The sequence below is a fragment of the Silvania sp. genome (assembly GCF_051656365.1).
In the GTDB taxonomy this organism is placed as follows: domain Bacteria; phylum Pseudomonadota; class Gammaproteobacteria; order Enterobacterales; family Enterobacteriaceae; genus Enterobacter; species Enterobacter hatchlandensis.
Genome location: NZ_JBOGBT010000094.1, coordinates 102,483 through 125,536, shown reverse-complemented (window position 1 = coordinate 125,536; position 23,054 = coordinate 102,483). Strand labels below are relative to the sequence as shown.

Genomic DNA, 23,054 nt, shown 5'->3' with positions numbered 1-23,054 from the left:
TCAGGTCAGGCGCTCGGCGGCCCTGACCAGATCCGCCAGCGAGCGGGCCTGCATTTTGTCCATCACCCGACGGCGGTGGACTTTGACGGTAATTTCACTCACCCCCAGCTCGGCGGCGATCTGCTTGTTCAGCATGCCGCTGATCGCCAGCTGCAGCACCTGCTGCTCGCGCGGGGTGAGGGAGAGATGGCGCTGCTTCAGGGCATACTGCTCCCGCAGCTGCGAGGCGTTATCTTGCGCCAGCTTTAGCGCGGCGCTTATCGAGTCGATCAGATCGTTCGACGCCACCGGTTTGGTAAGGAACTCGTACGCACCGCCTTTGATCGCCTTTACCGACATCGGAATAGTGCCGTGCCCGGTGAGATAGATAATCGGGATCTCGCGCCCGCTGGCCTTCAGGGTATCCGCCACCTCAAACCCGCTGATGGTGGGCATCTGCATATCGAGGATCACGCAGGAGGGCACGTCTTCAAAGGTGTGCTGCAGAAAAGATTCTGCCGAGGAAAAGTCGAGGGCGTTCAGCCCGGCGGACTCCAGCAGCCCGATAACGGACCGCCTGACAGCGTGATCATCATCAACGACGTAAACAATGTGTTCCATTAATAGCCCCAATGATTCAGCCTGACAGAGATGAGAGGATTTTCGCTCAGCGTAAAAACTACCCCCTACTGTTCAAGCGGTTATGGTGGCAGCTTTCGAACGCAACCACTCTAACACATTAGTTCTCATTATCATTTAACAATATGATAACTGTATGAAAGCGAGGGGTGAGTATTCAAAACCGCTTTTCACATTGGGTAAGCGTAGTTCAGACGCTGCTTTCTGACGCTGTAAAAAACGGGTTCAAGCGCTTGTCAGAGAAAGGGCTATATCATCAACCAATATTTTTCCAGCTCAGTCACTGTTTTCGGCAAGCCCAGCTGCAGCAGGCATTGCAAAAATTGGTCTGGGGTAAGGGGAGGGTTACGCAGGTGTGATCGCTGCATTCTCACAGCCTCAAGAACCAGCGCGTGGTTCAGGTCGAAAAGGTCCGACAGGAACTCATCTGGATGAAGCGCTTCGATATCAAATTCAGCGAGGTTTCCACCTGGGAAATCGGCAAGATTATAGGTGACAATCACTTCTGAATCCGAACGAATAGCAGCGGCGAGCACATGTCTGTCATCCTGATCTGGCAGGCTCAGTCCATCAATAATGCTCTCATATCCTGATACGCAGGCGTCGCCGAAGGCTTTATTCATGAGCGTTTCTGTGCGCTTCAACTGATCTGCTGTGATATCAGGGCGGTTAATAAGCAGATTTCGCTGCCATTCATCGTGTATTTGAGTCGTCCATTTGGGCTGATATAAGCCCGTTTTCCCAAGGTGCATGAGAAGGTCCCGCAGCATTGATGGGTAGAGCACACAGGCATCAAGAACGACGGGATAAGGTGAGTGTGTCATGAATAAAAGCCAAGCTCCTGACTTTGTTCCGCCAGCTCGCGAAGTGCTTGTATGCTTTCTGCATCCCGCTGATCTTTGTACTTCATCAGGTCTGCGAAAAGAATACGACGATGACGGCCAGTTTTATGGAAAGGTAGTTTGCCTTCCTCAAGAAGTTTCACCATGTGTGGCCGAGAAACATTCAAAATGTTGGCAGCTTCCTGCGTCGTCAATTCGGCATGCACGGGCACGACCTGGACGGCGTTACCCGCAGCAAGTTCACCCAGGATACTCATCAGGAGCGTCAGTGAAGATGTTGGCAGCTCTATTTGATGAGTAACATCCTGTGCATCCTGAATCGCAATTTTTTGCGTTTCATGTTTGGTGGACAGGAACGTAGCAAGCTCCCTTTGTCCGCGTACAGCTGCCTCAATCTCCCTGGGAGCCGGTAATGTAAGGCTGTTCAGAAGTGAGTTTGTCATTTCAGTATTCCAGTCAGTGTCGGGTTTCAGTTTTCATAGAGAACTTTAATCGAAATAAACGAAAAGCACAACAAACGAAATAAACGAAAAAGCCCGCATTGCGGGCTTTTGCTTTCCAGGTGTATTCAGTAGGGTGATGTGACGGAAGATTACTCCCCCACCAGCTCAATCCGGTTCCCGTCCGGATCCGCAATTACGGCTTCATAATAGCCATCACCGGTCATGCGCGGGGCGCTCAACAGGGTATTACTGAGCCGGGCCTGCTCCGCCATCCGATCCACATCCCCACGGCTACCGACGTTTAACGCGATATGCGCCCAGCCGACAAACTCCGGGTGCGGCGGGGCGTCGGGCAGATCCGGGACGGTCATCAGCTCGATGGTCGGCCCGTCGGTGAGCGTAATAAAGTGCGATTCAAAACCCGGGCGGTTTTTGCTGAGGTAGCGTTCGTTACTTTGCCCGCCAAAAACCGTCTGCCAGAACTGAACCTGGGCGTCCAGATGACGGGTCCAGAGTGCGACATGTGCAATATTCATATTAACCCTCGTTTTGCGCTGGTTGGCTGGCGGTGACGGTCACGGACAGCGCTGCGACAATCAGCATCAGCACCATAATGACCATAAACGCCTGCGTTAATGAGGTGGCGTGCGCCACGTAGCCGATAATCGCGGGCCCGGCGAGCACCCCGAGATAGCCCATGGTAGTGATCGCCGGAACGGCAACCGCCTGCGGCATGTGGGTCTGGCGGCCGACGGCGGAGAACATCACCGGCACGATATTGGCGCAACCGGCCCCCACCAGCACGTAGCCCAGCAGCGACAGGTACCACACCGGGACAAACGTCACCAGCGCAAAGCCGAGGGCGGCAATAATTGCGCCGCCCACCACCGCGCGCAGGGCGCCGGTGCGGGCAATCAGCTTATCGCCGGTCAGGCGGAACAGGGTCATCGCCACCGCAAAGCAGGTAAAGCCCAGCCCGCCGAGCGACTCTGGCACGCCGCGCACCTCGGTCAGGAACACTGCACTCCAGTCCAGCACCGTGCCTTCGGCGAGGAACACCGCAAAGCAGATGGCGCCAATCAACAGCACCACGCCGCGCGGGATGGCGAACGCCGGACCGGAGGCCGGATTGGCCCACGGCAGCAACCCTTTCAGGCTTAATGCCAGCATCACGGCCACGCTCAGGGTCAGGATTAGGCTGGCGGCAAACGCGCTGGTGCCCAGGGTCAGCAGCAGGGTCATCGCCCCCGCCCCCGCAATCCCGCCCACGCTGTACATGCCGTGAAAGCCGGACATCACTGGCGTGGACGATCCACGCTCGACGATAATCGCCTGAATGTTCATCGCACAGTCCGTTACCCCCACGCCGACGCCAAACAGCAGCAGCACGGCGGCCAGCAGGCGCGGATCCGGGATCGTCGCCAGCAGTGGAGTGGTGAGCATCACGATCGCCATCGCCACCAGGATCACCCGGCGACAGCCGTAGCGGCTGGTCAGCATCCCGGTGAGCGGCATGGCGATCAGCGCCCCCATTCCCAGACACAGCAGCAGCGAGCCGAGGGTGGCTTCATTCACCCCGGTGTTGGCCTTGGCGAACGGCACGATCACCGCCCAGATGGCGGTAACAAATCCGGCGATAAAAAAGATGATCCGGGTTGAGAGGCGCTGTCCGGCGCTGGCGGTGAAAGCGGTCATCGTACGTCCTTACGTTGGCGGAATTCGCCCAGCTGGGCATGAGCGGGAGTCAGGGAGCACAGCTCTTCCCGCTGGACGGTTTCCCGGGCGCGGTCGCCATGGGTGACAGGTTCAAAGTAGAACCCGTCATGAGGTTGACTGGCGACCACCTGTGGGGGGTGTGGATCATAGCGCTGCATCATGACGCTCCCGTTTCTGGCTGCAGGATTTGACAGAGTGAGCCGTCATGCAACATTATGCGCATTGATGCTCGATTCAGATCCAGAGAAGATTAATTATGCTCGATTATGCAGCTTTCCCGGAGCAACGACAAGCCCTGATCCGCCAGATCCTTCAGGAGAATGGTAGAGTGGTCTGCGCCGAACTGGCGATCCAGATGCAGGTCTCCGAACATACTATTCGCCGTGATTTACATGAGCTTAGCAAAGAGGGAGTTTGCAAAAAGGTCTACGGTGGCGCAGTGCTGCAGCTGGCCGATGCGGGCAATTTCGTTAGCCGTGAGCAAAAAAATCACGCAAAAAAAGTCACGATCGCGCAGAAAGCGGCAACGCTGATCAAACCCGGCAGCTGTATTTTTATCGATACCGGCACCACCAACCTCGCGCTGGCGAAGGCCCTGCCAGCGGAACTGGCGATCACGGTGGTCACCAACTCCCCGGCGATTGCCGCCGAGCTGCTGCGCCATCCCCTTTGCGAGGTGATTATCACCGGGGGGCAACTCCAGCGCACCTCCGGCGGTACGGTGGGCGCGACGGCGGCCAGTCAGATCCAGGGGATTATTTTCGATCAGGCGTTTATCGGCGGTTGCGCGATGGATCCCGGCATGGGGCTGACCGGTTTCGACTTTGCCGACTGTGAGTTCAAGAAAGCGGTGATCGGCCAGAGCAGCCAGACCATCGTGGCCCTGACCACCGACAAAATCCCCGGCGTGGCGCGCTTTGTGGTGGCGAAAAGCCGCGATATCGACGTGCTGGTGGTGGAAGCGAACATGGATAACGACGTGATCGCTGCGTTCACTGCGCAGGATGTGCGGATTGTCAGCGCCTGATAAGTGAGGCGCTAACGCACCTCAAACACCACCGCCGTCCAGTTGATTCGGGTGTTTTCCGGAAACGCGGGGTAGGGGTCAATGCGGGTACAGGCGCCCGCCCAGATAAACGTATCTTCATCTATCCGATACCAGTGGGGATTGCCCTGCACCGCATCGCCCAGCACTGCAGCCTGTACGCTGACGTAACTCCCCGCCGGCAGCGCGTCGGCAACGGGGGCGAAAACGGACGGACTCTCTTTGCGGGTACACACTCCCATCAGAGTATTCACACTGCCGGAAACGGGTAGTTCAGTAAACGGGCTCATCGCAGGCCTCATAACAACACGCTCTTAGGGTTAACGATACAAGTCGCGGTTAATCTGGCGCTCACGATAAAGCGTGAAACTGTCAGGGCGTGTCATGCGAATGGCTTAAGCGGTGGGTTTTCATCGCCGCTTGACCCACGACAAGGCAATGCATCGGCGTCTCTTTCTATAATCAGGCCCGTTTGTCTTCTTACTGGTGCTACCCATGGCGTATCAACTCAACCTGAACTGGCCGGAATTTTTAGAAAAATACTGGCAAAAAAAACCGGTCGTTTTAAAAAACGCACTGCCGAATTTTATCGATCCAATCAGCCCGGATGAGCTGGCAGGGCTGGCGATGGAGCCGGAAGTGGACAGTCGCCTGGTCAGCCATAAAGAGGGCAAATGGCAGGCCAGCAACGGTCCGTTTGAGCACTTCGACAACCTGGGTGAAACCGGCTGGTCACTGCTGGCACAGGCGGTTAACCACTGGCATGCGCCTGCGGCCGAGCTGGTGCGTCCGTTCCGCGTGTTGCCGGACTGGCGTCTGGACGATCTGATGATCTCCTTCTCGGTGCCGGGCGGTGGCGTGGGTCCGCATATCGATCAGTACGATGTGTTTATCATTCAGGGGATGGGCAGCCGTCGCTGGCGCGTGGGAGACAAGCTGCCGATGCGTCAGTTCTGTCCGCATCCGGCGCTGCTGCACGTCGATCCGTTTGAGCCGATCATCGATGAAGATCTGGCTCCGGGCGACATCCTTTATATTCCGCCTGGATTCCCGCATGACGGCTTTACTCACGAAACGGCGCTGAACTACTCCGTGGGCTTCCGTGGGCCGAACGGCCGGGATCTGATCAGCAGCTTTGCCGACTACGCGCTGGAAAACGATCTCGGGAGCGAGCACTACAACGATCCGGATCTGACCTGCCGTGAGCATCCCGGTCGCGTAGAAGCGTACGAGCTGGATCGTCTGCGTACGATGATGATCGAGATGATCAGCCAGCCGGAAGATTTTAAGAAGTGGTTTGGCAGCTTTATCTCCACGCCGCGCCACGAGCTGGATGTCGCCCCTGCCGAGCCGGAATATGCCCCGGAAGAGGTGCTCGACGCGCTGCTGGGCGGCGAAACGCTGACCCGTCTGAGCGGGCTGCGGGTGCTGAACATCGGTGGCAGCTTCTTTATCAACAGCGAACAGCTCGGGACGGCAGATGCTAACGGTGCCGATGCGCTGTGCCGCTATACGGAACTGGGCCAGGCCGAACTCGGCGCTGCGCTGCAAAACCCGGCGTTTGTGGAAGAGCTGACCGGGCTGATTAACCAGGGTTACTGGTTCTTCGACGAATAAGGATACAGGCGGCGCAGGGCACCGGCCCCACGCCGCCGCTTTTACACCAGCATATGACAGGCTTTCCAGTAACCCAGAAGCCGCTCGTCATCGCTCTCTCGCTCTGCTTTACTTTTCATGGCCCGTGCCAGATTCTCTCTCGACACTTCCTGGCCTTTTTGCACGACCTCTAACACCGCTTCGCCAAGAGCCAGGGATATTTCAGTTCGATTATCTTCACTTACCATATATGTCTCCACGTTGAGTGTGAGAAGGTAATTATGCAGCACAATAACGACGGTAAAATATTAATCAGCCTATTCTTATATCTTCATTGCTATCCGTCTGATTATTTTCAGGTAGTCCTTAAATACAGTTAAATCAATAATGTTTCGAAATGATAATGAAGCGATTAATACGAATTTTTTAGACTACAGTTAATTTCGTGTGACAAGCCAAATAACCTTTTGAGGAGAATTGATAATGGTAAATAACAGTGAAATCAAGGATCATGCTGAGGTTGTCGCGAGCTGCGGTACGCACGTAGGGGTTGTTGACCATCTTGATGGCTTACGTATCAAGCTGGCGAAAAGCGATCCGGCAGCGGGTGGGCAGCACCACTTTATACCGCTGGAATGGGTCGATAAAGTGGACGGTAATAAAGTGATTCTGAACAAAAATCATGAAGAGGCGACAGCTGACTGGTAATAAGTTTAATTGCCGAAAAACCGACGTTGTGATATTTACGCTCTGGCATTGTGCCGGAGCGTAATATTGTTAAAACCAGGGTTAAATTTGCCTGCATTGCCGCCGCGTTGAAGGAGTGATACTGTTTTCTTTTTATTCTCTTTCCCCCAGGCGCAGGTATGTCCAACACAACGCTCCACGATCCGGCCACGGCGACGAAAAAGACCTTTTTCGTCGCAGATTTCAAGGTATTTGGTGAGCGCTACGGCATTGACTACCGCTTCCCGCTGTTGACGGATGCCTGCGCCACCACCAGCCCCGTGCTGCACGGCGATGTAGAAGAGATGACCCTGCCGTCCGGCATTTCATTAACCCATTCTGACGTGCGCGTCCTGCAACCTTACGAAACCACCTCCCGCCACAGCAGCCCGCTGTATGTGCTGGTGGTGCTGGAAGGCTGCGTAACCCTGACCCTGAGCGGCGAAGTGTATTCTGTGCGCCCCGGGATGGCCTTCAGCGCCAGGCTGAGCGAGCAGCAGGCAATGTCAGCCCGTCATGATGCGGATATCGCCTTGCGCACCCTCTCTTTTGGCGTCTACCCCAACGATACCCGCCGGGAAAGTCTGCTCGCCTCGCTGCTGGAACAGTGGGAAAGTCTCAAGGCTCCGACCTTTGTCTGGCAGGTGCCGGACTTCGTGCTGGCGGGTATTCAACACGCCCGGCAGCGCGAGCGCAGCAGCCTGTCGCGCCAGCTGCTGCTGGAAGGGGTAATGTACCAGCTGCTCGGCCACGGTCTGCACCTGCGCGAGCAGCAGGGGGCGGCGCTGGGGCGTGCGTCAGGCAGCGAGCAGGCCCGGCTGGAGCAGATCCGCCACCTGCTGGAACAGGCCCCGGAGCAGGAATACACCCTCGGCCAGCTTGCCGCCCAGGCGGCGATGAGCCCCAGCAGCCTGCGCAGTAAGTTCCGCCAGACCTACGGCTGCACGGTGTTCGATTACCTGCGCGACTGCCGTCTCGGACTGGCGCGCCGCTACCTGCTGGAAGGTCACAGCGTTCAGCAGGCCGCCTGGATGTCGGGCTATCAGCACGCCACCAATTTTGCCACCGCGTTTCGCCGTCGCTATGGCGTCTGTCCCGGCGCGGTTCGTTCCGGGCGCTAACCCCCTTTCTTCCCGATCGCCAACTCCCTGCGTGCGGTTTGGCATTGCGCATACGTACTCTGGCGGTGCGCATAGCTAACTTCGAAATGAAAAAGGTAATAATTCTTATTAACAATTAGAAATACCTTTGGAGATTTTCATGTTCGCTAAATCGCGGCTGGCACTGCTGGTGGGATGGGTTACCGGGAGCGTCGCTTTCCCGGTACTGGCGCAGGATACGCCGAAAACGGAGACCGTGGTGGTCACCTCGCAGATGCAGAGCGGGGCCACCAAGCTGGCGACGCCGGATATCGAGACCCCGCAGGCGGTGTCGATTGTCACCCGCGAGCAGTTCGAAGAGCAGGGTGCCACCAGCGTGCGTCAGGCGGTGAGCTATACCCCCGGCGTCTACAGCAACCAGATTGGCGCCTCTAACCGCTTTGACTACATCGTGCTGCGCGGCTTCTCCGACGGCAGTCTGGACAACGTCTATCTCGACGGCCTGAAGATGATGGGCGACACCAACTCCCACAGCTCGCTGGTGGTCGATCCCTGGTTCCTCGACAATATCGAAGTGGTGCGCGGCCCGGCCTCGGTGCTGTATGGCCGCTCGTCACCGGGCGGAATTGTGGCGCTCACCTCGCGTAAACCGTCGTTCGATGCGGGCGGTGAAATCAAACTTTTCGCCGGGAATAACGAGCAGCGCGGGGCAATGTTCGACTTTACTGGCCCGCTGGACGATAACGACCGCGTGGCGGCCCGCCTGAGCGGCATGACCCGCTACGCGGATTCCCAGTTCGATCCCCTGAAAGAGGAGCGTTACGCCCTGATGCCGAGCCTGACCTGGCGCATCACCGATAACACGCGCCTCGATCTGATGGCCTATCTGCACCGCGATCCCGAGGGCGGCAGCCACTCCGGTCTGCCGTACGACGGCACGGTGGTCCCGCACGACGGGCAGCGCATCTCCAACACCTTCTTCGAAGGCGAGGACGATTACGACAAGTACGATCGTCGCGAGAACATGGTCGGCTACAACATTGAGCACCAGTTCGACAGCGGCTGGGCGGTGCGTCAGAAGCTGCGCTATCTGCACACCGACGTGGAGCTGAATCAGGTGTATGCCGCAGGCTGGCTGAACGCCACCGAGCTTAACCGCGGCTATTCCGGCTCTGACGAGAAGATGGACGCCATCACCCTCGATAACCAGATCGATGGCAGCTTCGACACCGGGGTGGTGAACCACCGGGTGCTGATTGGCCTCGATTATCAGGATCGCAGTAACGACACCACCGGCTACTACGGCGGCTTCCCGCCGATCAATGCCTTCAACCCGGTGTACGGCGCGCAGCCGGATTACATCACCATGTACAGCCAGGAGAAGCACAAGCTGCGTCAGACCGGCTACTACCTGCAGGATCAGCTCTCGCTGGACCGCTGGCGTCTGACGCTGGGGGGACGTTACGATCAGGTGAGCGTCTCGAACATCGACAAGCTGAATCATTCCCGCAGCGATCTGGATAAGAACAACTTCAGCAGCCGCGCGGCGCTGTTGTACCTGTTCGACAGCGGGATCGCGCCGTACATCAGCTACTCCACCGCCTTTACCCCGACCAGCTTTGCCGATGCCAACGGCGATCTGCTGGATCCGATGGAAGGCAAGCAGTGGGAAGCGGGCGTGAAGTATGAGCCGGAAGGGATGAACAGCCAGTTCAGCGCCTCGGTGTTCCGCATCAACCAGACCAACATCGCCACCAAAGAGGAGCCGACCGATCCGTATCGTTCCATCGGTGAAATTGAATCTGAAGGGGTGGAGCTGGAAGCGGTAGGGCAACTGACCGACAGCCTGCGCGTGCAGGCGGCCTATACCTACACCGATATCCGCTATAAGAAGAGCAGCCCGGAGGAGCAGGGCAAACGCGCGGTGTATGCCCCGCGCAATATGGCCAGCACCTGGCTGAGCTATGACGTCAAAACCGGCCCGCTCGACGGTCTGACGGTGGGATCCGGCGTGCGTTACGTCAACGGCGTGACCAGCGATCGTCTGAACACCCACACGCTACCGTCGTATACGCTGGTGGATCTGGCGGTGGGTTATGACCTGTCGAAGGTGGGGCTGACGGGGGTGAGTGCCCAGCTGAACGTCAACAACCTGACGGATGAAAGCTACGTGGCGGCCTGTAACTCACTGTCGTACTGCTACTTTGGTGCCGAGCGCAGCATTGTCGGCAGCGTGTCGTGGAAGTTCTAAGCCGCAGGTAAAAGCAAAACGGCAACCTCGTTGCCGTTTTTTGTGTTTGCTCCCTCTCCCTGTGGGAGAGGGCCGGGGTGAGGGCATCAGGCCGCACTATGCCGCACTACTCCTCCATCGCAATATGAATCGCCTCGCCCATCTTCTTCAACGCCTCGCGATTCTTCTCGTTGGGCGGTAGAGCGACGTTAATGCGTAAACAGTTGCGATACTTACCCGAAGCCGAAAACAGCGATCCGGCCGCCGCCTGAATCTTCAGCTGGCACAGCTGCTTGCTGACGCACACCATATCCACCTGCTCCGGTAACTCCACCCACAGCAAAAAGCTGCCCTGCGGACGTGTGACGCAAATCTCCACCGGAAAATACTGCCGCACCCAGCAGGTGTAGCGTTCCATATTCAGCTGATAAATCTGGCGCATCCTGCGCACGTGGCGATGGTAATGCCCGTTGCGGATAAACGCCGCTACCGCCATCTGGGTGCCCGGCACGTTAAACCCGCCTGCGGCATATTTCATGTGCATCACCCGGTCGTAATAGCGCCCCGGCACAATCCAGCCCACGCGCAGCCCCGGTGCCACGGTTTTGGTAAACGAACTGCACAGCAGCACGCGCCCGTCGATATCAAACGAGTGAATGGTGCGCGGGCGCGGGTACTCTGCCGCCAGCTCGCCGTAAATATCATCCTCGACGATGACGATATCGTGTCGCTGGGCCAGCGCCAGCACCTGACGTTTCCGCGCTTCCGGCATGATAAACCCGAGCGGGTTATTGCAGTTGGGCACCAGGATCACGGCTTTAATTGGCCACTGTTCCAGTGCCAGCTCCAGCGCTTCGATGCTGATCCCGGTTTGCGGATCGGTCGGGATTTCAATGGCTTTGATGTTAAACCCGCGCAGCATCTGCATGGTGCCGTGAAACGACGGCGATTCAACCGCCACGATATCCCCCGGCTGGCACACCGACAGCAGCGCCAGCGACAGCGCGCCGTGACAGCCGTTGGTGATCACAATCTCATTGGCGGCCACCGTCGAGCCGCCGTCCAGCATCAGGCGGGCAATCTGCTCGCGTAGTTCAAGCCGTCCTTCCAGAACGTCGTAGCTCAGCATCTCGCCGGGATTGTGCTGGGCGATGCGGCTCATCTCGCGCCACAGGGGTTTCAGGCTCGGCTGGTTAAGATCCGGCGAGCCGCCGCCGAAGGAGATCATCTCTTTATCGGCGCGGGCATCGAGGAGCATCATCACCTCATCCCACTGGGTCACCTCCACCGGACGCTGCACCGGGCGGGTCATTGCCGGAACGGGCGGCTGCGCTCTGGGCGAAGAGACAAAATAGCCCGAGCGCGGCTGGGGGACGATCAGCTGTAAGTTTTCGAGGATCTGATAGGCCTGCTGAATGGTGCTAATGCTGACGCCATGTTCCTGACTCAGGGTACGCACCGAGGGTAAACGTTCCCCGCTGCGGTACAGCCCTTGTTCGATACGTTGTGCCAGGAGATTGGCCAGATGTTGATAGCGCGTCATGCTGTATCCTTTGTTTTCACCATACAGATCGAATAACCAGTACAGATGCCGGCGAGAAACGGCATTCAGATACTGTTTTAGCGGATCTGTATGTTAAACAAAAGTTGTTTTTGAATCTGTATTGTCGACCCCGATTTCCATGATGATAACCGCACTGAGACGATGAGGAGAGCATCATGGAATTTAACGAGAACCGCGCCAGACGCCCGTTTGCCCTGTTTATATGGACCGGACGCGCCGTGAAAAAGTGGTATCGCATCAACCGCACGCGCCGCATTCTGAGCCGCATGAGCGATGAGCAGCTCAAGGATGTCGGGTTGTCACGATTTGATGTGTAAGGTATCGCGAAGGGTTTTGTAGGCCGGGTAGGGCGCAACAGCCACCCGGCGAACGGCTAAAGGAGCCCTTTCTGGGCAAACGTAATCCGGGTCGCTTCGTTCAAATCCATCTCTTTTAACGACTCAGGCGACACCCAGGCGATCGCCTGAAACTCCTCGTTAAAGGTTATATCCCGGTTAGCGCTGATGCAGTCAAAGATAAGATAAATCATGTAGATCTCTTCGGTGGTGCCATCCGGATAGGTTTTAATCCGGGTGTCATCCCGAAAAGCCCATGGCTTAATCTCTGTAATGTCCAGTTCCTCGCCTAGCTCTTCCCGGATTTCGCGCCTGAGCGCAGTTTCCATCGACTCACCCGGTTCCATTCCCCCGCCTGACAGTGCCCACTGTCCCGGGAAAACGCCACGATCGGCAGCCATTTTACACAGTAAATACTCGCCTTCATTTTGTATTACGGGGCACACGATGACTCTCTGGCGCATCTTATTTCCTTCGCTTTTTGGCTTTTTTGGGTTAGCCAATCCTATCACCATGAATTCTGTAAGGCTAAATCTGTTGGCGGTCAGGCAAGAAGCTCGCAGGTTTTTGCCTTCGGGCGGGTGAGCAGCGCAACCGCCTCATCATAGCTGCGTACATTGTTGTACCCCATCACCAGGCCGTAGCGCTTGCCCGAGCCGCTGTACCAGGCCGATAGCGCGTTCACCTGCAATTGCTGCTGTTGCCAGCAGTGGGCGATCTCCCGGTCGCAGCTGCCCCGGGTGAGAAACGCCACGATGTGCATCCCGCCATCGTTTTGCTCGGTGAAAAATCGGTCCCCGTAGACCGCGTGCAGAGCGGCAATCATCCAGTCGCGTCGCTGTTGATACAGGGCGCGCATCTTTTTCAGATGACGGAAGAAATGCCCGTCGTTGAGAAAGGCGGTGAGGATCTTCTGCGTCAGCACCGGCTGGCCGCTGGCCAGCATGTCGGCGCAGTCGGTAAATGCCGACACGGTGCTGGCGGGCATCACCACATAGCCCAGGCGCAGCGACGGCATCACGGTTTTGCTGAAGGTTCCCATGTAGATCACCCGATCGTGACGATCGAGGCTTTTCAGCGACGGCAGCACCTTGCGGGTGTAGTGAAACTCGCCGTCGTAGTCGTCTTCGATGATCCACGCCTCGTTTTGTCCGGCCCAGTCGAGCAACTGCTGCCTGCGCGGCAGCGACAGCGTGACCGCCAGCGGGCTCTGGTGCGACGGGGTGACAATGGCAAAGCGGGCGTCGGCGTGGTGGTGCAGCAGATAGTCGGTGTCAATTCCCGCGCGGTCCACCGGCACGGTGTGCAGGCGGGTCACGATCCGGCGCAGCAGCTGCTGGCCCATAAAATAGCCCGGATCTTCAAACACCACTTTATCTTTGTGGGTGGCGAGCGTATCGAGGATCAGGCGCAGGCTGCCGCTGTAACCGCTGGTGATCAGCACCTGGTCGGCATGACACGACAACCCGCGCGAGATGTTCAGGTAGCTGGCAATTGCCTGACGCAGGGGAGCCCAGCCCATCACCGGTGGGTTGAGCATCTCCTCCTGACGCATGGCGCGCACCGCCTGGCCCGCCAGCAACAGCCACTTCTTATACGGAAAGCTGTCCAGCGCCGGAATACCGGGGCGCAAAAAGCCCGACCGTTCACGCTGGCTGGCAAGCGTGAGCGGAAGCTGGCCCGTAACCTGATCGGCCGCAGGGGCCTGGATAACGGAGAGGTTTAAATCCGGGTTTACCCGCGTGCCGCGCGCCCCCTGGCTCACCAGATAGCCCTCGCCGGTGAGAATGGCATACGCCGTTTCGACGGTTTTGCGCGCCACCTTCAGCTCTTCCGCCAGCACGCGAATGGCAGGCACTTTGTCGCCGGGTTTCAGTACGCCGCGGGTGATGTTGTCCCGGTAGCGGGAATAAATCGCGTGATAACCCGGTTTCATGTCCTACCTCGTTTAGGTGTTTTTGTGTCTTTTTACTATGTCATTACTCGGGTAGTTTACACCCATCGCAACATCCCTGACGCACCAAAGAGGAAAGACAATGAGCACCCGCGTAAACCATCACAAAATCACTCCGGCCCTGGTTAAATCGCTGTCCGACCTGAGCATGGCTATCGGCAAAACGTCCATCGAGCCGGGTCTGAAGCACCTGATCGACATTCGCGTATCCCAGCTGAACGGCTGTACATTCTGCCTGGATATGCACGCTAAAGAGGCGAAAATCGCCGGCGAGCGCGAGCTGCGTATTTATCACCTGTCGGTATGGCGTGAGTCGCCGCTGTTCAGCGCCCGCGAGCGCGCTGCGCTGACCTTCGCCGAAGCGCTGACCCACATCACCGCCGAAGGGGTCAGTGATGAAGTGTACCGCTGCGTGGCGGAACATTTTTCCGAGACTGAGATTGCCGAGCTGAACTTCGTGGTTGTGGCGATCAACGCCTGGAACCGTTTAGGCATTACCTCCCGCATGGCCCCAGGTTCACTGGATGCTGCCTACGGTCTGAACAAGGCGAACCTGGAGTAACATCGCACCATGCCCGGCGGCGCAGGCTGTCGGGCGACAAAAGCACCACGAGTGTTTTCCTTCATTTCGCAATTCCTGCTCTTTACCACCTTGTTTCTTGATACTTACCCTGATAACTATTATCTTCTCAGGGTGTGAAGCGAGGTTTCCCCCATGAATAATGAAAAGGATCTGTTCTGCCGTCGCCCAATGGGGATGCGCATGGCAATGATTGTGCGCCAGTGGCGTGCGGTGATTGACGACGCCATTCTCGAGACCGGGTTAACCCAGTCGAGCTGGACGGTGATGATGCAGCTCAAACAGCTGGGGGATAACGTCTCGGTGAGCGAACTGGCGGAGGTGCAGGGCATTGAACTGCCGCCGCTGATGCGCACCCTCGCACAGCTGGAAAAGCAGGGCTATCTGCTGCGCACCACATCGCCTTATGACAAGCGCATCCGGCTGTTAACGCTCACGCCCGAAGGTAACGCGGTGCTGAAAACGCTGACCCAGGTTATCGAAACGTTCCAGGAGCGCGTATCGCAGAATATCGCCCCGGCGCATCTCGAGATTTTCAGCGCCACTTTGAATCAAATCGCCTGCAACTTGCGGACAATCCGCGAAGAAGATAACAAGACCCCATAATCATGACCCCTGAACAAAAGTTTGCCCGCTGGGTAAGGGTGAGTATTGCCTCTTTCCTGCTGATGTTTGTCTATTTTATCGTCGCTGACATCTGGATCCCGCTGACGCCGGACTCCACGGTGATGCGCGTGGTGACGCCCGTTTCGGCGCGCGTGTCCGGCTATGTGGCGGCGGTGCATGTGCACAACAACAGCCAGGTGAAGAGGGGCGATCTGCTGTTTGAGCTCGACCCGACGCCGTATCGCAACAAAGTCGAAGCGGCGCAGATTGCGCTGGAGCAGGCGCGGCTCTCCAACCAGCAGCTCGACGCCCAGATTGCGGCCGCCCAGGCCAGCCTGAAGACCGCCCAGCTCACCGCCCGCAACGATAAAGTCACCTTTGACCGTTACCAGAAATTGAGCACCCTGCAGAACGTCTCGCAGGCGGATCTGGATAAAGTGCGCACCACCTGGCAGAGCAGCGAGCAGTCGGTGGCGAATCTGGATGCCAACATCCACCAGCTGCGCATTGAGCGCGGCCAGCGCGACGAAACGCACAACGTGACCCTGCAGAAGTACCGCAATGCGCTGGACGAAGCGGAGCTGAATCTCGGCTGGACGAAAGTGTATGCCGAGGCGGACGGCACGGTCAGCAACGTGCAGTTAAGCCCAGGGTTTTATGCCACCTCCGGCACCGCGTCGCTGGCGCTGGTGAATAACCAGAGCGATATCGTCGCCGACTTCCGCGAGAAGAGCCTGCGCCACACCCGCCAGGGCACTGATGCCGCGGTGGTGTTTGATGCCTTCCCGGGACACGTGTTCCGCGCCCACGTCACCAGCAGCGATGCCGGTATTCTGGCGGGGCAGGAGGCAGTAAACGGCGAGCTGTCTGAACCGGAAAGCTCTAACCGCTGGGTGCGGGATGCGCAGCGGATGCGCATACACGTGGCGCTCGACGAGCCGCTGCCGAAGCAGCTCCCAACCGGCGCACGCGCCACCGTGCAGCTGTATAACAGCGAAGGTCCGTTTGCCCGGTTCTTCTCCGGGATGCAGATCCACCTCGTCAGCCTGCTGCACTATGTGTACTGATCATGTCTATTAATACTCTCGCGCGGGTCTTTACCCCGCACGGCAATATCGTCTATACGGCTAACGATTTTCGCCAGACGTTGCGTATCGTGTTTGCCGGGATGATCGCCCTGAGCGTGTCGACGTTTTACAACACCAGCTACGGCGTCTTTTTTGTCATCTACCCGATCATGCTCCTGTCACTGGTGCCGGTGTTTAATCGCCACGTTGCTAAGCAATTCGTGTTCAGTTCGGCGCTGAATTGCGTCGAAATGGTGTTTATTATCGGCTATCTGGCGCAGTGGCCACTGATCATGACCCTCGTGGTGTTCGGCCTGTATGTGATCCGTTTTCGCTTTATGAGCCAGGGGCCGCTGTTCCTGTTTGGCTCAATGGGGGTGGTGTGCCAGAGCACGATGCTCAACTTTATGAGCTACCCCACCACTAACTGGCACACGCTGCTGTTTTCGAACATCGAAGCCAGCGTGATGGCGGTGTGCCTGAGCGCGCTGATGCACTATCTGCTGCCGGACGTGGAGCCGCGCAAGCCCCCGCCGAGGCTGGAGAAAGACGCCGCCCGCGTGCGCCATGAGTCGCTGCTCTCCGGCACGGTGGCGACGGTGATCTTTGTGGTGTTCCAGATAAGCGATCTCAGTGATTCCCTGTCGGCGCTGATGGCCGGGATCCTGATCCTCTTTCCGATGCATTATCGCGGGGCGGTGCTGAGTTCCCTGTGGCGCGTGGTCGGGGTGGTGATCGGCTGCCTGTACATCCTGCTGGTGCAAATGGTGCTGTACAATCACAGCAGTCACATGCTGCTGATGATGCCGCTGATTGGCCTCGGGCTGGCGTTTGGCGCCCGGCTGCACGTAATGGAGAAGGTCGGAGCCGGGGTCGGGTTCGCCAGTATTACCACCATCGGGATCATGTTCGGCCAGAATATGCACCCGGACGGGGACCTGATTTTCAGCGATCTGTACCGCATCGTCTCGGTGACGGTGGCGCTGGTGGCGACCCTGACGCTGGTGTTTGTGATGCACCTGATCCTCAACTGCTTTGCCCCGACGCGCTACGTCATTCGCGAACAGTAACGCACACATTTTCTGCATTCTGTGATATCACTGTCGCTCGTTAAATTGGGCGATGACAAGGATAAAGGGAATGTGGCAGACGCGGGCGCTGGAGTTAAATAATCAGGCTTACTGGAACTGGGACAAGGCCTGTGAGCTGGTGGAATACGCCGTCGCGCATGACTTTAACACCGTGATTGTCGGGCAGGTCGCACTGTTCGACATGCTGGTTTCGCCCAAAGGCTATACGCCGCACCACTATAACGACCGCCTCTCCAGCCAGCAGCGCGCCCGTTGCGTTTATCTCAACCGGTTGGGGGCGTTGTGCCAGCAAAAAGGGCTGCGTTTTTATCTGCAGGCGAAGGAGTTTAACTTCCCGACCGACCTGCTGCTGGCGCACCCGCACCTGTTTGAACCGGGGCAGGGAGTCCGCTTCGACGTCGATTTCTGGTGCGGCTATCTTGCCGCCAAGGTGTCGCTGATTTGCCAGCGCATTCCGGCACTGAGCGGGCTGCTGATCGCCATTTCCAATACCGACGGCCTGCTGCCCATTTCGCGCCCGAACTGGGAGCTGTCCCCGCCGATGCGATGAGTTTCTCCCCCCGGGATGAACGCAGCCTGACGCTCTACAGTCGCTGCTTTAACGCCCTGTCTCGCGCGATGCAAAACGAGAATAAACACCTGGTGCTGCGCGTGTTCCCGGCCGGGAATCACGATCTGGGCAACGTGCTGGAGGCCATTCGCCCGCTGCCTGAAAGCGTCAGCGTCTCGATTAAGCTTACCCCGGAGCGCTTCTGGCCCTCATTCCCGAACAATCCGGCGCTGCTGGCGGTTCAGGAGCGTGAAGTGTGGGCCGATATCGATCTGGTGGGCGAAGAGGTGGGCTGGGGCATTTTCCCGTTCCCGCGCATTGATGAGCTGCAGGGGCGGCTGCTGTGGTGTCGCAGCAATCCGGCGATCCGCGGGGCGGTATGCAAAACCAGCTGGGAAGGGGTGGATAACCACTGGATCATGGGCACCCTCAGCGAGTGCAATTTGCTGGCCTGCAGTCGGATGCTGGCCAGCGATGGAGTGCACCTTTCCCAGGCACAGCTGCTGATGTACTGGCTGGATGAATGCTACGGCTGGCACCCGGAGCCGGAGGTCTTTGCCCGCTTTAGCGCGCTGCTGGAGCAGGCCGGCCAGGTGCTGTACAGCGCGATTTACGTGCGCGATCACGTGTTCCACCGCCACAGCCAGGTACCGGAAAGCTACGGCCAGGCGGTATGGAGCCTGTACGGACAGCTAAACCGCACCCACTGGCTCCCCGGTTCCGAGCGGGATATCTTCTTCAACGCCAGCGACGTAGAGACCTCTGCCGCCTGCCTGTCGCGGATTGCGAAAGAGAAAGACGAGGCCCGCGAAGCCTCATCGGCCCTGCGCGAAGAGGCGCTGGCGTTTGCCCGAACCGCCGACTTCCCGCATGCCCTGCACCAGCGCTGGCTCGAGGAGTGGCAGGGGTTTGCCCTGTACTGCCATCTTTTCCTGCACGCGCAGAAAGCGTTTTTCACCCTGCGTTTTGCCCGGGAAGTGGAGAACAGCTGGAGCATGCGCGAGATTTGCCAGATTAACATTCAGGAGCTGTATCGCAGCGCCGCCGAGATGGAAGACTACTGCGCGAAGCACGTGGATGCCTCACCCGGCCTGCACGTGTTATTCGATCCCTCGCGCGTCCGCGCCCTGGCGGACAGCCTGAGCGATGAGCTGAAAACCCTGAAAGGCTAATTCGCCCCGCAAGACCCGTATAGCGTGATGCCGATCACGCTATTTTTTTACCCGTCAGCCGCCAGGTGATCTGCGTCACATCCTTACGGATTCCCTTCAGGCGCAATGTGATGCCCGTCACGCCGCACCCTGCCTGCGCTGGCGGTTTGTGAGTCGCCGGGCAATTCCCACTTATCCCTAAAAATGGCTACTCGCCACATCTATCAAACCCGCTGATGATATCGCCGCAATGTATTAGTTCCACGCAAGAAGAGGAAACTATGTCACAGGGTGACTGGCAGTTATCACAGGGCGACGCGCTGACGCGTTTTCTGTTTTCAGCGGCAAAAGCGGAGCGGTTTGCCGAGTTCTATACCGGTGAAGCGACGGATCCGGCGATCGATTACCACTTTCGCAACGGCGCTGGGCCGAAGGAGGCGTCCTTTTGCCGTCGGGTGTTTCGCGAGACCCACGCCCGGCGTGCCGTTGATCCCCTTCAGGCTTTGCCCTGCCATGACGTCACCTTCACGGGCGAGAGCGATACCGTCTCTTTCTCTGACTTTCGCCACGTCGCCTTCCACGTTCAGCGCTGGCTGACGGTCGATCTTTATGCCCCTGACGCGGGCGAGTTTCGCTTTCGACTTGCCACCTGCGGCGGGGTGCGGATCTGGAATCAGGGCCAGCCGATCGTCTGCTTTACGCCGTTTACCCGCAATCAGATGCAGCCGATCGAGGTCAAACTGCCGCTCAATGCCGGACAGAACCGCCTGCTGATCCATCTGGACGAACTGTTTGAACGCGACACTATCTTTGCCCTGCAGATGATCTATCTGGATACGCCTGCGCTGGGTGTCGCCTTGCCGGACGTTGACGGGACGGCGGTTAATATCCTGAACCAGTTTGCGGGCGGCCTGCGCCCGGAACTCGCCGCGTTCAACCATACCGTGCGGGTGCGCTGCAATGAACCTGCGCCGGACGACCTCGTCTGCGGGGGTGAACTGCACGGCATGGGCAACGATAATTTCACGGCCCTGCAGCTTGATTTTGGCGCGGTGGAGGCCGGTACTACGGCGCTGTCGCTGCCGTTGCCGCCGGAAACGGGCGAAGCGCACTACCAGCTGCGCCTGACCCTGACCCGGGCCGGAATAACGTTGACCCGTTACCTGGGCGTTAACGTCATGCCGGATGCGCCGGTTAAGGCGAGTGCCGATACGCTGGCCGGGCGCAAGCAGGAAGCGTTGCGCTATACCGCCCGGCACGGCATGGACCGTACCGGGCGCCTGCTGGCGATGCTGCATCTGGGCGATACTGGCCCGGCGTGCGAGCGCTTATTGCAAAGCACCCTGAAACGCATCAGCGCCCGGGAAGACTGCTCTGACTTTTCGCTGGTGCCGCTGCTGTGGATCTGGCGCTATCACCAGGGGGAGCATTTCCCGCCGACCCTGTGGCGGCGGGTGAAATCAACCCTGCTGGGCTATCGCTACTGGCTGGACGAGCCGGGCTGCGACGTGATGTGGTTCTGGAGTGAAAACCACGCCCTGTGCTTCCACACCGCCCAGTACCTGGCCGGGCAGTTTTTCCCACAGGAGCGTTTTATCGCCTCCGGGCGCAGCGGGCGTGAGCAGCAGAACATCGCGCACGCGCGCCTGATGCAGTGGTTCGACGCCATCGAGGTTCACGGCTTTGTCGAGTGGAACTCCGCCCCCTATTACCCGGTGGATTACATCGGCCTCTTCGCTCTGTATCAGATGGCGGAACACGCGGTTATCCGCGAGAGGGCGCGCGGGCTGATCGACCGCCTGATGCTGCAAAGCGCGCTGCACTATCAGCACGGCGTGGCGGCGGGCACCATGGGCCGGGTGTATGAAAAAGAGCTGCTGGCCGGGAGTCTGACCGAGCTGTCTGCCTACGGCACCGTGGCCTGGGGCCAGGGCGGCTATAACCGTAAATGTGCGTCGCTGCCGCTGTTTTGCGCCAGCGATTACGTCCCGCCTGCACAGGCGGCGCAGTCTGCGCATCTCACCCACGGGGCGCTGTCGGCCTGGTACCGCTGCGGCGGCGGCAACATCGTGGTGTGGAAAGCGCCAGGGGTGAGTTTGTCCTCCTGCGTCGATCACCACACCGGCGAGGCGGGCCATCAACAGCACCTGGTCGATCTGCAGTTTGCCTCGCGTTTTGACGCCAAAATCTGGATTAACCATCCTGGCGAAGCGGAGCCGGGTGGGGAAAAACGCCCCTCATTCTGGGCCGGAAACGCCGTGATGCCCCGCGTGGTGCAGGCCGAAAATCGCGCCATGCTGCTGTGGGACATTGCGGGCGACCCCCTGCCGTGGACCCATCTTCATCTCCCCGTTGAAGCTTTCGACTGTGTCATTTCTCTGGAGGCCGGGCGGATTGTGCGCGCCGGTCACGCCTTTGCGGCGGTGCTTTGCACTGCACCGCTGCAGGCGATAACGCAAGGATTAACCGCCGGAAGCGAGTGCCGGGCGATGGGGCGTCAGGTGGCGTGGTATCTCGACGCCGGGGAGGGCGATGACGCGGCCTTCGCTGCCTTCTGTACCCGCATCGCGGCGCTGACCTTCCATCTTGATCCGGCCCGGCAGAAGGCCTGGGTGAGCGATGCCGCGTCGGGCGACGAGATGGCAATCGATATGGCCGGGACCCACCACCCGTTCCCGGCGCTGAAAGACGGTGAACTGCGGGTGGAACACACAGGAGTGAAGGGATGATCAGGGAAGAGACAATGAGCACGCTGGATCGCGTGGTGCGGGGCTTTTGCCGCCTGAAGAACCTGAACGAGGTCGGCACAGGCGACGGATTTGCGATCCACTTTGAAGAGTGGGAGTGGGAGATTGGCGTGGGGTTGTACGGCTTCTGGCGCTATGCGCAGTTTTGCCAGGATGCGGCCCTGCAGCAGTCGATCCTCGAATGGTATGAGCAGCAGATCGCCAAAGGGCTGCCGGAAATTCAGATCAACACCACCGCGCCGATGATCGCTCTGGCGCTGGTCGCCGGGCACCATCAGCGCCCGGACCTGCTGGCGACGGTCAACGACTGGGCCGACGCGCTGCTGCAAGACCTGCCCAGAACCGAAGAGGGCGGTTTTCAGCACGTGGTGAAAGAGCAGCCTAACACCGGTCAGCTGTGGGATGACACCCTGTTTATGACCTGCCTGTTCCTCGGCGTGGCGGGGATTGTGCTTAAGCGCCGGGATCTGATTGATGAGGCGGGGTATCAGTTTTTGCTGCATACCCGCTACTTAAGCGATCCGGCCAGCGGGCTCTGGTATCACGGCTGGACGTTTGTGGATAAGCACCACTTTGCGGGGGCGTTCTGGGCGCGCGGCAACGCGTGGGTCACGGTTGCTATTCCTGAGTTTATTGAACTGATGGGTGAACACCTGGATGCGGGGATCCGCCGCTATCTGTCGCAGGTGGTTGCTCGTCAGGTTCGCACCCTGTGCGGGTGTCAGGCCGACAACGGCATGTGGCACACCGTGCTCGACGATCCGCTCTCGCCGCAGGAGTCGTCTGCCACGGCGGGGATCGCCTGGGGCATGCTGCGTGGCGTGCGGATGGGCATTCTTGATGACGACGTGGCCGCACATGCGCTGCGGGCGTTTGACGCTGTGCTGGCGCGGATCGACGACGGGGGCATTGTCCTTGAAGCGTCGCGCGGCACCATGCTGGGCTGGGATATTCAGTATTACTGCGATATCGCCATGGCCCCTGTTCCTTACGCTCAGGCGTTAACCATGCTGCTCCTGCTGGAGGTGGAGCAGGGTAACTGGCTGGGTACAACGCAGTGACGTGATCCTTTCTGAACGATGATAGCGGAGAT

At 58.7% G+C, this 23,054-nt stretch carries 23 protein-coding genes and 1 pseudogene; 13 read left to right on the top strand and 11 right to left on the bottom strand.

The genetic code is table 11. The features are described 5' to 3' along the window. From ACRDD5_RS18620 to ACRDD5_RS18595, 6 genes are all read right to left on the bottom strand, one after another. Window positions 1-600, bottom strand: coding sequence for a response regulator transcription factor (locus tag ACRDD5_RS18620; protein WP_438677625.1), 600 nt, complete (start codon window positions 598-600; stop codon window positions 1-3). A gap of 266 nt (window positions 601-866) precedes the next feature. After that, on the bottom strand, window positions 867-1,442 hold the full coding sequence (locus tag ACRDD5_RS18615) for a PIN domain-containing protein (protein ID WP_438677624.1): 576 nt from the start codon (window positions 1,440-1,442) through the stop codon (window positions 867-869). After that, window positions 1,439-1,903, bottom strand: coding sequence for a helix-turn-helix domain-containing protein (locus tag ACRDD5_RS18610; protein WP_438677623.1), 465 nt, complete (start codon window positions 1,901-1,903; stop codon window positions 1,439-1,441). Before ACRDD5_RS18610 ends, ACRDD5_RS18615 begins: the two co-directional genes overlap by 4 nt. A gap of 149 nt (window positions 1,904-2,052) precedes the next feature. Beyond that, complete coding sequence (locus ACRDD5_RS18605; RefSeq protein WP_271283196.1) at window positions 2,053-2,439, bottom strand: VOC family protein; 387 nt, start codon at window positions 2,437-2,439, stop codon at window positions 2,053-2,055. 1 nt (window position 2,440) lies between these two features. After that, window positions 2,441-3,598 carry an MFS transporter gene (locus tag ACRDD5_RS18600; RefSeq protein ID WP_271283195.1) on the bottom strand — a complete coding sequence of 386 codons (1,158 nt, stop codon included), beginning with the start codon at window positions 3,596-3,598 and terminating at the stop codon, window positions 2,441-2,443. Further along, a complete protein-coding gene (locus ACRDD5_RS18595) occupies window positions 3,595-3,780 on the bottom strand; it encodes a hypothetical protein (RefSeq protein ID WP_438677622.1) in 186 nt (61 codons plus the stop codon). Before ACRDD5_RS18595 ends, ACRDD5_RS18600 begins: the two co-directional genes overlap by 4 nt. 95 nt (window positions 3,781-3,875) lie before the next feature. On the opposite strand from ACRDD5_RS18595, the gene ACRDD5_RS18590 reads away from it, so the two are divergent. Beyond that, on the top strand, window positions 3,876-4,646 hold the full coding sequence (locus ACRDD5_RS18590) for a DeoR/GlpR family DNA-binding transcription regulator (protein ID WP_438677621.1): 771 nt from the start codon (window positions 3,876-3,878) through the stop codon (window positions 4,644-4,646). A gap of 11 nt (window positions 4,647-4,657) precedes the next feature. Here the strand turns inward: ACRDD5_RS18590 and ACRDD5_RS18585 are convergent, their stop codons facing one another. Beyond that, entirely contained in the window at window positions 4,658-4,954 is a 297-nt protein-coding gene (locus ACRDD5_RS18585; RefSeq protein ID WP_271283192.1) for an SH3 domain-containing protein, read from the bottom strand. A gap of 205 nt (window positions 4,955-5,159) precedes the next feature. Here ACRDD5_RS18585 and ACRDD5_RS18580 point away from each other — a divergent pair, with 205 nt between their 5' ends. Beyond that, window positions 5,160-6,281 (top strand): ribosomal protein uL16 3-hydroxylase, encoded by a 1,122-nt coding sequence (locus ACRDD5_RS18580; protein WP_438677620.1) that lies wholly within the window; start codon window positions 5,160-5,162, stop codon window positions 6,279-6,281. A 41-nt stretch (window positions 6,282-6,322) separates the two neighbouring features. On the opposite strand, the gene ACRDD5_RS18575 is transcribed toward ACRDD5_RS18580, so the two are convergent. Further along, on the bottom strand, window positions 6,323-6,508 hold the full coding sequence (locus ACRDD5_RS18575; protein ID WP_438677619.1) for a DUF2767 domain-containing protein: 186 nt from the start codon (window positions 6,506-6,508) through the stop codon (window positions 6,323-6,325). A 235-nt stretch (window positions 6,509-6,743) separates the two neighbouring features. On the opposite strand from ACRDD5_RS18575, the gene ACRDD5_RS18570 reads away from it, so the two are divergent. The 3 genes from ACRDD5_RS18570 to foxA all read left to right on the top strand — a co-directional run bounded on the left by ACRDD5_RS18570 (window position 6,744) and on the right by foxA (window position 10,337). Next, window positions 6,744-6,968 (top strand): DUF2171 domain-containing protein, encoded by a 225-nt coding sequence (locus ACRDD5_RS18570; protein WP_271283189.1) that lies wholly within the window; start codon window positions 6,744-6,746, stop codon window positions 6,966-6,968. Between the two features lie 158 nt (window positions 6,969-7,126). After that, window positions 7,127-8,107, top strand: a complete 981-nt coding sequence (locus ACRDD5_RS18565; RefSeq protein ID WP_271283188.1) for an AraC family transcriptional regulator — start codon at window positions 7,127-7,129, stop codon at window positions 8,105-8,107. A gap of 121 nt (window positions 8,108-8,228) precedes the next feature. Beyond that, a complete protein-coding gene (gene foxA / locus ACRDD5_RS18560; RefSeq protein WP_438677658.1) occupies window positions 8,229-10,337 on the top strand; it encodes a ferrioxamine B receptor FoxA in 2,109 nt (702 codons plus the stop codon). Between the two features lie 106 nt (window positions 10,338-10,443). On the opposite strand, the gene ACRDD5_RS18555 is transcribed toward foxA, so the two are convergent. Then, the gene (locus ACRDD5_RS18555) at window positions 10,444-11,859 is read right to left on the bottom strand and encodes a PLP-dependent aminotransferase family protein (RefSeq protein WP_438677618.1); all 1,416 of its coding nucleotides are present in this window, start codon (window positions 11,857-11,859) and stop codon (window positions 10,444-10,446) included. A 176-nt stretch (window positions 11,860-12,035) separates the two neighbouring features. Between ACRDD5_RS18555 and ACRDD5_RS18550 the strand changes: the two genes are divergently transcribed. After that, window positions 12,036-12,197 (top strand): DUF1127 domain-containing protein, encoded by a 162-nt coding sequence (locus ACRDD5_RS18550; protein WP_271268033.1) that lies wholly within the window; start codon window positions 12,036-12,038, stop codon window positions 12,195-12,197. 56 nt (window positions 12,198-12,253) lie between these two features. Here ACRDD5_RS18550 and nudI read toward each other — a convergent pair whose 3' ends face one another. Beyond that, window positions 12,254-12,679, bottom strand: coding sequence for a nucleoside triphosphatase NudI (gene nudI / locus ACRDD5_RS18545; RefSeq protein WP_271283185.1), 426 nt, complete (start codon window positions 12,677-12,679; stop codon window positions 12,254-12,256). A gap of 80 nt (window positions 12,680-12,759) precedes the next feature. Then, window positions 12,760-14,151: a PLP-dependent aminotransferase family protein gene (locus tag ACRDD5_RS18540; RefSeq protein ID WP_438677617.1), complete on the bottom strand. Its 1,392-nt coding sequence runs from the start codon at window positions 14,149-14,151 to the stop codon at window positions 12,760-12,762. Between the two features lie 100 nt (window positions 14,152-14,251). Here ACRDD5_RS18540 and ACRDD5_RS18535 point away from each other — a divergent pair, with 100 nt between their 5' ends. From ACRDD5_RS18535 to bglB, 7 genes and pseudogenes are all read left to right on the top strand, one after another. Next, a complete protein-coding gene (locus ACRDD5_RS18535; protein WP_271283183.1) occupies window positions 14,252-14,731 on the top strand; it encodes a carboxymuconolactone decarboxylase family protein in 480 nt (159 codons plus the stop codon). A 153-nt stretch (window positions 14,732-14,884) separates the two neighbouring features. Then, window positions 14,885-15,355 (top strand): MarR family winged helix-turn-helix transcriptional regulator, encoded by a 471-nt coding sequence (locus tag ACRDD5_RS18530; RefSeq protein ID WP_438677616.1) that lies wholly within the window; start codon window positions 14,885-14,887, stop codon window positions 15,353-15,355. Continuing rightward, window positions 15,355-16,422 (top strand): HlyD family secretion protein, encoded by a 1,068-nt coding sequence (locus ACRDD5_RS18525; protein ID WP_271283339.1) that lies wholly within the window; start codon window positions 15,355-15,357, stop codon window positions 16,420-16,422. The genes ACRDD5_RS18530 and ACRDD5_RS18525 overlap by 1 nt, the downstream gene beginning before the upstream one ends. 2 nt (window positions 16,423-16,424) lie before the next feature. Further along, a complete protein-coding gene (locus ACRDD5_RS18520; RefSeq protein ID WP_271283181.1) occupies window positions 16,425-17,492 on the top strand; it encodes a DUF2955 domain-containing protein in 1,068 nt (355 codons plus the stop codon). A 70-nt stretch (window positions 17,493-17,562) separates the two neighbouring features. Further along, window positions 17,563-19,235, top strand: a pseudogene (locus tag ACRDD5_RS18515) (hypothetical protein). A 260-nt stretch (window positions 19,236-19,495) separates the two neighbouring features. Further along, window positions 19,496-21,943, top strand: a complete 2,448-nt coding sequence (locus ACRDD5_RS18510) for a hypothetical protein (protein ID WP_438677615.1) — start codon at window positions 19,496-19,498, stop codon at window positions 21,941-21,943. Further along, window positions 21,940-23,022, top strand: coding sequence for a beta-galactosidase BglB (gene bglB, locus ACRDD5_RS18505; RefSeq protein WP_438677614.1), 1,083 nt, complete (start codon window positions 21,940-21,942; stop codon window positions 23,020-23,022). Before ACRDD5_RS18510 ends, bglB begins: the two co-directional genes overlap by 4 nt. The last annotated feature ends 32 nt before the right edge of the window (window positions 23,023-23,054 follow it).